This is a genomic window from Xenophilus azovorans DSM 13620, assembly GCF_000745855.1.
Classification (GTDB): domain Bacteria; phylum Pseudomonadota; class Gammaproteobacteria; order Burkholderiales; family Burkholderiaceae_C; genus Xenophilus; species Xenophilus azovorans.
Window position 1 is genome coordinate 1 of record NZ_JQKD01000103.1, and the last position, 6,618, is coordinate 6,618.

At 67.4% G+C, this 6,618-nt stretch carries 9 protein-coding genes; 8 read left to right on the forward strand and 1 reads right to left on the reverse strand.

The annotated features are described in order from the left end of the window. From Q392_RS25960 to Q392_RS25980, 8 genes are all read left to right on the forward strand, one after another. On the forward strand, positions 1–2,178 hold a 2,178-nt coding region (locus tag Q392_RS25960; RefSeq protein WP_211260306.1), incomplete at its 5' end, for a ParB/RepB/Spo0J family partition protein. Positions 2,179–2,234: 56 nt separating this feature from the next. Then, a complete protein-coding gene (locus Q392_RS25965; RefSeq protein ID WP_038215289.1) occupies positions 2,235–2,546 on the forward strand; it encodes a hypothetical protein in 312 nt (103 codons plus the stop codon). 46 nt (positions 2,547–2,592) lie between these two features. Beyond that, the gene (locus Q392_RS25970; RefSeq protein ID WP_038215290.1) at positions 2,593–3,606 is read left to right on the forward strand and encodes a hypothetical protein; all 1,014 of its coding nucleotides are present in this window, start codon (positions 2,593–2,595) and stop codon (positions 3,604–3,606) included. Next, the gene (locus Q392_RS33135; RefSeq protein ID WP_157008313.1) at positions 3,603–3,773 is read left to right on the forward strand and encodes a hypothetical protein; all 171 of its coding nucleotides are present in this window, start codon (positions 3,603–3,605) and stop codon (positions 3,771–3,773) included. The genes Q392_RS25970 and Q392_RS33135 overlap by 4 nt, the downstream gene beginning before the upstream one ends. 28 nt (positions 3,774–3,801) lie before the next feature. Continuing rightward, entirely contained in the window at positions 3,802–4,092 is a 291-nt protein-coding gene (locus tag Q392_RS33140) for a hypothetical protein (protein ID WP_157008315.1), read from the forward strand. Between the two features lie 33 nt (positions 4,093–4,125). Next, a complete protein-coding gene (locus tag Q392_RS25975; protein WP_157008317.1) occupies positions 4,126–4,434 on the forward strand; it encodes a hypothetical protein in 309 nt (102 codons plus the stop codon). Between the two features lie 93 nt (positions 4,435–4,527). Further along, positions 4,528–4,770, forward strand: a complete 243-nt coding sequence (locus Q392_RS33145) for a hypothetical protein (protein WP_157008319.1) — start codon at positions 4,528–4,530, stop codon at positions 4,768–4,770. Positions 4,771–4,856: 86 nt separating this feature from the next. Continuing rightward, entirely contained in the window at positions 4,857–5,858 is a 1,002-nt protein-coding gene (locus Q392_RS25980; protein WP_157008321.1) for an AcrVA2 family anti-CRISPR protein, read from the forward strand. 11 nt (positions 5,859–5,869) lie between these two features. Here Q392_RS25980 and Q392_RS25985 read toward each other — a convergent pair whose 3' ends face one another. After that, a complete protein-coding gene (locus tag Q392_RS25985; protein WP_038215296.1) occupies positions 5,870–6,079 on the reverse strand; it encodes a hypothetical protein in 210 nt (69 codons plus the stop codon). Positions 6,080–6,618 lie beyond the last annotated feature (539 nt).

The window sequence follows — 6,618 nt, forward strand, 5'->3', positions numbered from 1 at the left end:
AGTACGGCGGCAGCAACACCGGGGCTGCCGCATGCCCTCCGAACCTCAGATGTTGATGGGCTCGGAATCTTGGAACCCGGTTGGCTTGAATGGAGAAATCTCATGGCAGCTTTTGACGCAACGGATCGTGACGTGGTGGTGGAGGTCGATGGCGAGGTGGTGCCGGTGGAACAAGGCCAGGAGCGGTCGATCCCGCTGAACAGCCTGTTCCTCTCGGAGCGGAACGTGCGCAAGGTGCGCAACACGGAAACCATCCCGGCGTTGGCCGCGACGATCGAGGCGCAAGGGTTGCTGTACCGCCTGTGCGTGGTGCCGGAGAAGCGCAAGGGCACAAAGGGTGAAACCTTCGGCGTGGTGGCGGGTGGTCGCCGGCTGGCCGCGTTGCATTGGCTGGTCAAGCAAGGCCGGATGGCGAAGGATGCCCCGGTGCAGTGCCTTGTGTTCGACGTGTCGCGCGGGGTGGCGGTGAGCCTGACCGAGAACTTCGCTCAGGAGGTCATGCATCCGGCCGACCAGATGGTGGCCTTCAAGAAGCTGGTGGACGAGGGCAAGACGGCGGGTCAGGTCGCCGCTGCCTTCGGGGTGTCGGTGCTGACGGTGGAGCGACGGCTAGCGCTGGCGAACCTGGCGCCGATGTTCATCGACCTGTACCGCGAGGGCAAGATCGAACAGGGGCAGTTGCAGGCCCTGGCCCTCACGTCCGACCATGAGCGTCAGCAGGCGGTGTGGGAATCGCTGCCCCAGTACAGCCGCAGCGCGTACAGCATCCGTGCCGCGCTGACGAAGGAGGAAATCAAGGCGTCGGAGCCACTGGCGGTCTTCGTCGGCCTGGACAAGTACCGGGAGGCAGGCGGCACGCTGCGCGAGGACCTGTTCTCCGAGAGCGATGCCGTGTTCCTGCAGGACGGTGCGCTGCTGAACCGGCTGGCGGCGGAACGCCTGGAAGCCGAGGCGACGGCCTTGGAAGAGGCTGGCTGGAAGTGGGCTGAGGTGCGGATGCACTTCACTTCGGCCGACCGCTCCCACTTCGCCCGTCTGCACTGCGAGTCGGCCAAGCCGTCGAAGCAGGAGGCGGCTGCGATGGACGACCTGCAGGCCAGCATCAACAGACTGAACGAGCGCCTGGACGAGTTGGAGGCGCTGACGGCCTACGACTCCGAAACCGACGAGGAAGGGGTCTGGACGGACGAACAGCAGGCGGAACACGACAGCCTGGAAGAGCAGGCCGAGCAACTGGTGGACCAGTTGAGCGCCATGCAGGATGTGCTGCGGGTCTGGAAGCCCGAGCAGAAGGCGACGGCCGGCGTGGTGTTGTCCATCGATTCGGACGGCACACTGTGCGTCACCGAGGGTCTGGTGCGCCCCGAGGACCGCAAGGCCATCGTTGCTGCGGCCAAGAACGGGGACGAAGGCGCTGCGGCTGCTGCCGAGGCCCTTTCCGCCTCCAGCCCGGCGCCGAAGGAGCGCGCGGAGTACAGCGCGGCCCTGTGCCAGAACATGACGGCCCACCGTACTGCCGCCGTGGCCGCGAGCCTTTCGCAGAACCCGGTGAGTGCGCTGGCTGCGCTGCTGCACACGCTGATCTTGCGCGAGCGTCAGCCCTGGCAGTCCTCTCCCCTGGATGTGCGCTTTGCCGATAACACCCACCACGTGGAGCGCAACGCGGCGGACTTCGACGGGACGAAGGCGGCAGGCGTGTTGAAGGAGGCCGACGCCCTGCTGGCATCGCTGCCCGGCGAGAGTTCCGACCTGTTCGCCCATCTGCTGGCGATGGCGGTCCCGGACCTGCTGAGCTTGCTGGCCCGCTCGGTGGCCCGCGCCTACAGCGTGCAGTCGCCCGATCCGGTGCGCAAGCACCCGCGTGGCGGCTTCGATCTTGCGCAGGGCATCGAATCAGCCCTCGGCGTGGACATGGCCGACTGGTGGTATCCGAGCATCGAGAACTACCTGGGCCATGTGCCCAAGTCCAAGATGGTCGAGGCCGTGACGGAGTGTGTGGGCGCCCAAGCCGCACAGCCCATCGAGAAGATGAAGAAGGCCGATGCCATCGCCGCGACCGCCTCACTGCTGGATGGCCGTCGCTGGCTCCCCTCCACCCTGCAGCCGTACCCGATGCCCGTCCTGCGGGAAGAGTTCGAGGAAGACGGCCAGGAAGAAGACGAGGACGAGCAGGGCTGATCGAAGCAGCCGCAGCCTCGCGCTGCGGCGCTTCTCGCCCACGGCCGAGGACACCCATGAACAACGACAAGAAGCGCCCGAGCGTGCGCTACTCCGGCGACACACCTCCCGCCACGCTGCGGGCATGGTGCGATGCCCATGCAGACCGGGTATTCGAATTGCACGCCGGCGGCGGCTATTGCACCGAACGGCCAGACGGCTTTGCCTACGACGTGCTGCTGCGGCCGGGCTGGTGCATGTCGGACGACTGCTGCCACACGCTGATCGAACCCACCGTGGCCGACATGCTGCGGCAGTTGCGGGCCATCGTGCCCTGCGACTGCGAGGACTGCATGACGGCGCTGGCCAAGGGCGGCGGGTCATGGTGACTGCACGCACCCCGCCCCCAGCCCTCACCCTTTCCCGGAGATAGCCATGTCCCTCATGCTCACCGACGCGCAGCGCAGCGCTGTGCGGTCGGCCCTCCTCGGCCGTCCGCTGGCCCTGTGTTTCGGCGCCGGCGTCGATTCCACCGCCATGCTCGTCCTGCTGCGCCTCGCCGGCCTGCGGCCGAGCGTCATCACCTTCGCCGACACGGGAGGCGAGAAGCCTCCGACCTGGGCCCACCTGGCGCGGATACAGGCCCTGCTGCGCGAATGGGGTTGGCCAACCGTCGATGTGTGCCGCAAGGCCACGCTGTCCACGACGCCCTACGACGACCTCGAAGGCAACTGCCTCGCCAACGAAACACTGCCCTCGCTGGCCTTCGGCCTGAAGTCCTGCTCGATCAAGTGGAAGCAGCAGCCGCAGGACCAGTTCCTGATCGGCGTGAGCCGGGGGCCGGCGCGCAGGTCTGCGCATCCGCTGTGGCGGCATGCCCAGGCGCGCGGGCAGCGCATCGTCAAGCTGATCGGCTACGACTGCGGGAAGGCCGACCGTCGGCGGGCGGCCGCAGCGGGCCGGGCCCTCGGACCCTGCGAATACTGCTACCCGCTCCAACTGGCCGGCTGGAGCCGCGCCGACTGTGTGCGGGCCATCGAAGACCATCTCGGCGCCGACATGGTGCCGATCAAGTCGGCGTGCTTCTTCTGCCCGGCCTCGCGGCCCTGGGAGCTGTTCTGGCTGGCCGGCCACCATCCCGAGCTGATGGACAGGGCCCTGCATGTCGAGCGTCGCGCCCTCACCGGACGGCACAGCCGGTTCGACGACGTGGATTTCGGCGACGACTGGGAGGCGATGGTGCGCGATGCGCCCAGCTTCCCGAGCACGAAAACGACTGTGGGACTCGGCCGCTCCTTCGCCTGGAACCACTGGGCGCGCCTCAATGGCGTGGTGGACGAGAACTTCACCGTGCGCCGCACCAGGCGCGCCCGGTTCATCGCCATCGCCGCCGAGCAGCTGCAGGTGGACAACGCCCTGGACCGCAGGGCATGCGGGGCACTGCCATGAGCCGACAGATCTCGTCGCCGGCGGCTGCGCTGCAGCCTGCCAATCGCGGCGCGCCTGGCCGGCGTTCTGGCGAGGCCGCCGGCGCCTACATCCGCCGGCTGCTGACCGAGGGGTGGCTGCTGCCCGTGAAGCTCCCTGGCGTGCCTGTCCTGACCTGGGCCGACTAGCCGTGCCTGCGCCAGAATCCGCGCGTCCATGCGTCAGCCCTTGCGCTTCATCCGCCTGTCGGCGTCCGTCGCCTTGCCGGAGGGCTCGGCCGGCGCTCGCGCGCAGAAGTGGATGCCGCACTCACCCGATGCGCTGCGGCATCTGCAGGCGCTGGCGGACGCCGGCAACGACCTCTATGGACAGGGCACGCATCGGGTCGAGGAAACGACCCGCTCGGCCCCCTCCTCCACCGAGACATGGAAGGCACGCACGACGGCGAAGCGAAGCCGATGGGTATCGGCGCTTCGCGCACCTGACCGCTCAGGCGAGGACGCCTGATCGGTTCCAATTCAAATCACAAGGGAGTTCTTCATGGAAAAGTTCATTCAAGAAAACAAAGGGTGGCTTGTGAGCCTGGCGGCCACGATCATGGCCGTGCTTGCGCTGCTGCTGTGTGCAGCGCTGACGGCGCCTGGTGAGCCCATGCCTGGCCCCATCAAGGTCGCGGTGCTTTTTGTCGGGGCTGCAGGCGCGTTTGCCACGGGGCTGCTTGTCAGCATCTCGGCGAAGCGTCGCGGATCGATGCTCGCAGCGCTCGCGGCCGCCGCGCTCGAATTTCTCGCCGTCGCCGCGCTCGGCTTCTACGTGCTGAGGGAGTTTTGGCTGTATTACAGCGGCTAAGAAATTGGCCCATAGAGCAGCGTGGAACCACGGTCTACTTTGGGCCGAGTGGCGTCAAAATCCAAACAGTGCGTTATCGAAGGGAGAATTTCAATGAAAGCACCCAGCACGCTGGCGTTTGTCTTGCGCTGGCACTTTGTTCAGTTCATTGCCGGAATCATCTTAATCGTCGCTGGTGTCATTGGCTTTGCCAACTATGCACCGGCACCGACCCACGCGGACTTTACGGTCGCCTTTGATCTGGGCATCTGGCCATCTGTCGTGAGTTTCGTGATTGGCGTTTTCAACGTCTGGCGCGCATGGTCTAAGGGGCGTGCCTTGCGCAACGGGAGGTAGCAGCGTTCGCCGGGATCGGGTGGGCGGCTGTAGCTTGCATCGACGTGGATTCGCGTCGGTGCTCATAGAAAGCAAGGGAGAGATTCGTGGAAAAGCCGTCTTCGGCGCATCCGGCATTGCTCGCGCTGGATCGTCTGCCGAGCATCGTGAACGACGTGTGGCGCCGGCATGAGCAGTTGCGTGATACCTACCGCGAACAGCAGCCCTGGCCGGCCTGGTGCTATGCACCCACCGCCGTTGCGTTCCCTCTCGTCGGTGAACGCCCTGCCCTGGCCGCCAAGGTGACGGCGCTGGCCGCGTGGCGGATGACCAAGACCATTCTTCGCTTCGATCCGACGCTGCGCGCCGCCCTCGCTGAAACGCAGCTCGATGCGGCCCTGCCGGTGGATGTGCTTCGCCGCCTGCCTGGCTGGTGCATCTACGTGGAACTGGATGGGATGCAGACCTTCCGCGGGCCCGCGCATGGCGTGTGGTGCTTACTTGAGCCAGGTGGAGCGACTGAGACTTCCCCGTTCTTCCTCTCGATGCTGCTGAACACCGCGCACGCGCCGGAAGCGATGGGGGACGAGCGCGCGATGCTCGGCCTCAGCGTCAAGCTGGAGGGTGACTCCCTTCTTGAATCGGTGCGCAGCACGTACCACTCTGCCGATGATGAACTGCGCCGCCACCTGGCCGGAATCATGCAGCCGATCCTGTCGCTGCTGCTCTACGTCTGCTCGGCCGGTGCCGAGCTGACCCGGGGTGGGCAGCCTGGCTGGCCGGCGCCGCCGGCGCCGGTGCGCACCCGCCGCGGCGGAGAGCGGTTGTTTCCGGCGGAGCGGCCCGCGCTTTGGGACGTGGGCCTGCGCCTCGGCGCGGCGCTTCGCATCGCCTACGAGGCTGCGCGGGGGGACCATCATGACGCCGACATAGCCGGCAGGCCTTCGCCGGCGCCCCACGTGCGCCGTCCGCACTGGCACACCTACGTCCTGGGGTCACACCGCGTTGACCTGGCGCTACGGCCGCGTGAGGTGCGCTGGATGCCGCCGATCCCGGTCGGCATCGAGGACATGGCGGATGCGCCTGCCGTGGTCAGGGCGGTTCGGTAGCCGCGCGCCGCTCAGGTGTTCAGCTCCAGCCAGGCCTCGGGGGTGAGCCATCCGTCGTTGTCCGGCCCTTCCTCGTCTGGCAGGCTGGTGGTGACCCACGCGCGCGTGCCCAGGCAGAGTGCCGCGCTGGCCAGGCCGCGGGCGTAGCCGACAGCCTCGGCATCGTCGCCGGCGTCGAGGCCTGTGCGGTGGCCGTTCTCGAACCTACAGAAGATCATCATGCGGGTTGAAGTCTAGGGCGGTCCCGGCCAGGCCGGCCGGGCTGTCGTGCTTTGCATCGAGCCTGCGCCTGTCGGCTTGTCTCGCCCCTTGCGGGCTTCCATCCTTCCCTCGCTGCGCTCGGCTGACGCCTTCGCGCCGGCGGGCCGTCGCTGCGCGCTGCGCTTGCCCTCTGAGGGAGAAGGCTGGCCAGCCCTCTCCCGCCGGCGCTGCGCTTGGCACCCACTGGGACAGCGGAACTGCCTGCGGCAGATCCGCGGGACCTCGCTTGGCAGCTCGGCCGCTGGCGGCGGTCGCATCCCACGGTGACGGTCCACCGTCTACGCATGGGCACTCCCGCGGCCACCCATGCAGCCGGTCGGGGCCAATTTGGGCAGCACTTCGCATGCGCGCGATCGGCGCCGGCATCCCCGGCGTGGGCGCCTGATCTTCGACCAGGCGGGTGCCGTCTGTCAAGCGCCATCCAGATCTGGCCCCCTGACGACATTGAGTTCTGCCCCCCGGTTGATGATCAGTTCGTTGTCGCTTCGGTATTCGCGCT

Excerpts from the sequence above, each read along its gene's own strand:
- Q392_RS33145 (WP_157008319.1), top strand. The coding sequence starts at position 4,528 with ATGAAAGCACCCAGCACGCTGGCGTTTGTCTTGCGCTGGCACTTTGTT.
- Q392_RS25965 (WP_038215289.1), top strand. The coding sequence starts at position 2,235 with ATGAACAACGACAAGAAGCGCCCGAGCGTGCGCTACTCCGGCGACACA.
- Q392_RS33140 (WP_157008315.1), top strand. The coding sequence starts at position 3,802 with ATGCGTCAGCCCTTGCGCTTCATCCGCCTGTCGGCGTCCGTCGCCTTG.
- Q392_RS25985 (WP_038215296.1), bottom strand. The coding sequence starts at position 6,079 with ATGATGATCTTCTGTAGGTTCGAGAACGGCCACCGCACAGGCCTCGAC.
- Q392_RS33135 (WP_157008313.1), top strand. The coding sequence starts at position 3,603 with ATGAGCCGACAGATCTCGTCGCCGGCGGCTGCGCTGCAGCCTGCCAAT.
- Q392_RS25970 (WP_038215290.1), top strand. The coding sequence starts at position 2,593 with ATGTCCCTCATGCTCACCGACGCGCAGCGCAGCGCTGTGCGGTCGGCC.
- Q392_RS25975 (WP_157008317.1), top strand. The coding sequence starts at position 4,126 with ATGGAAAAGTTCATTCAAGAAAACAAAGGGTGGCTTGTGAGCCTGGCG.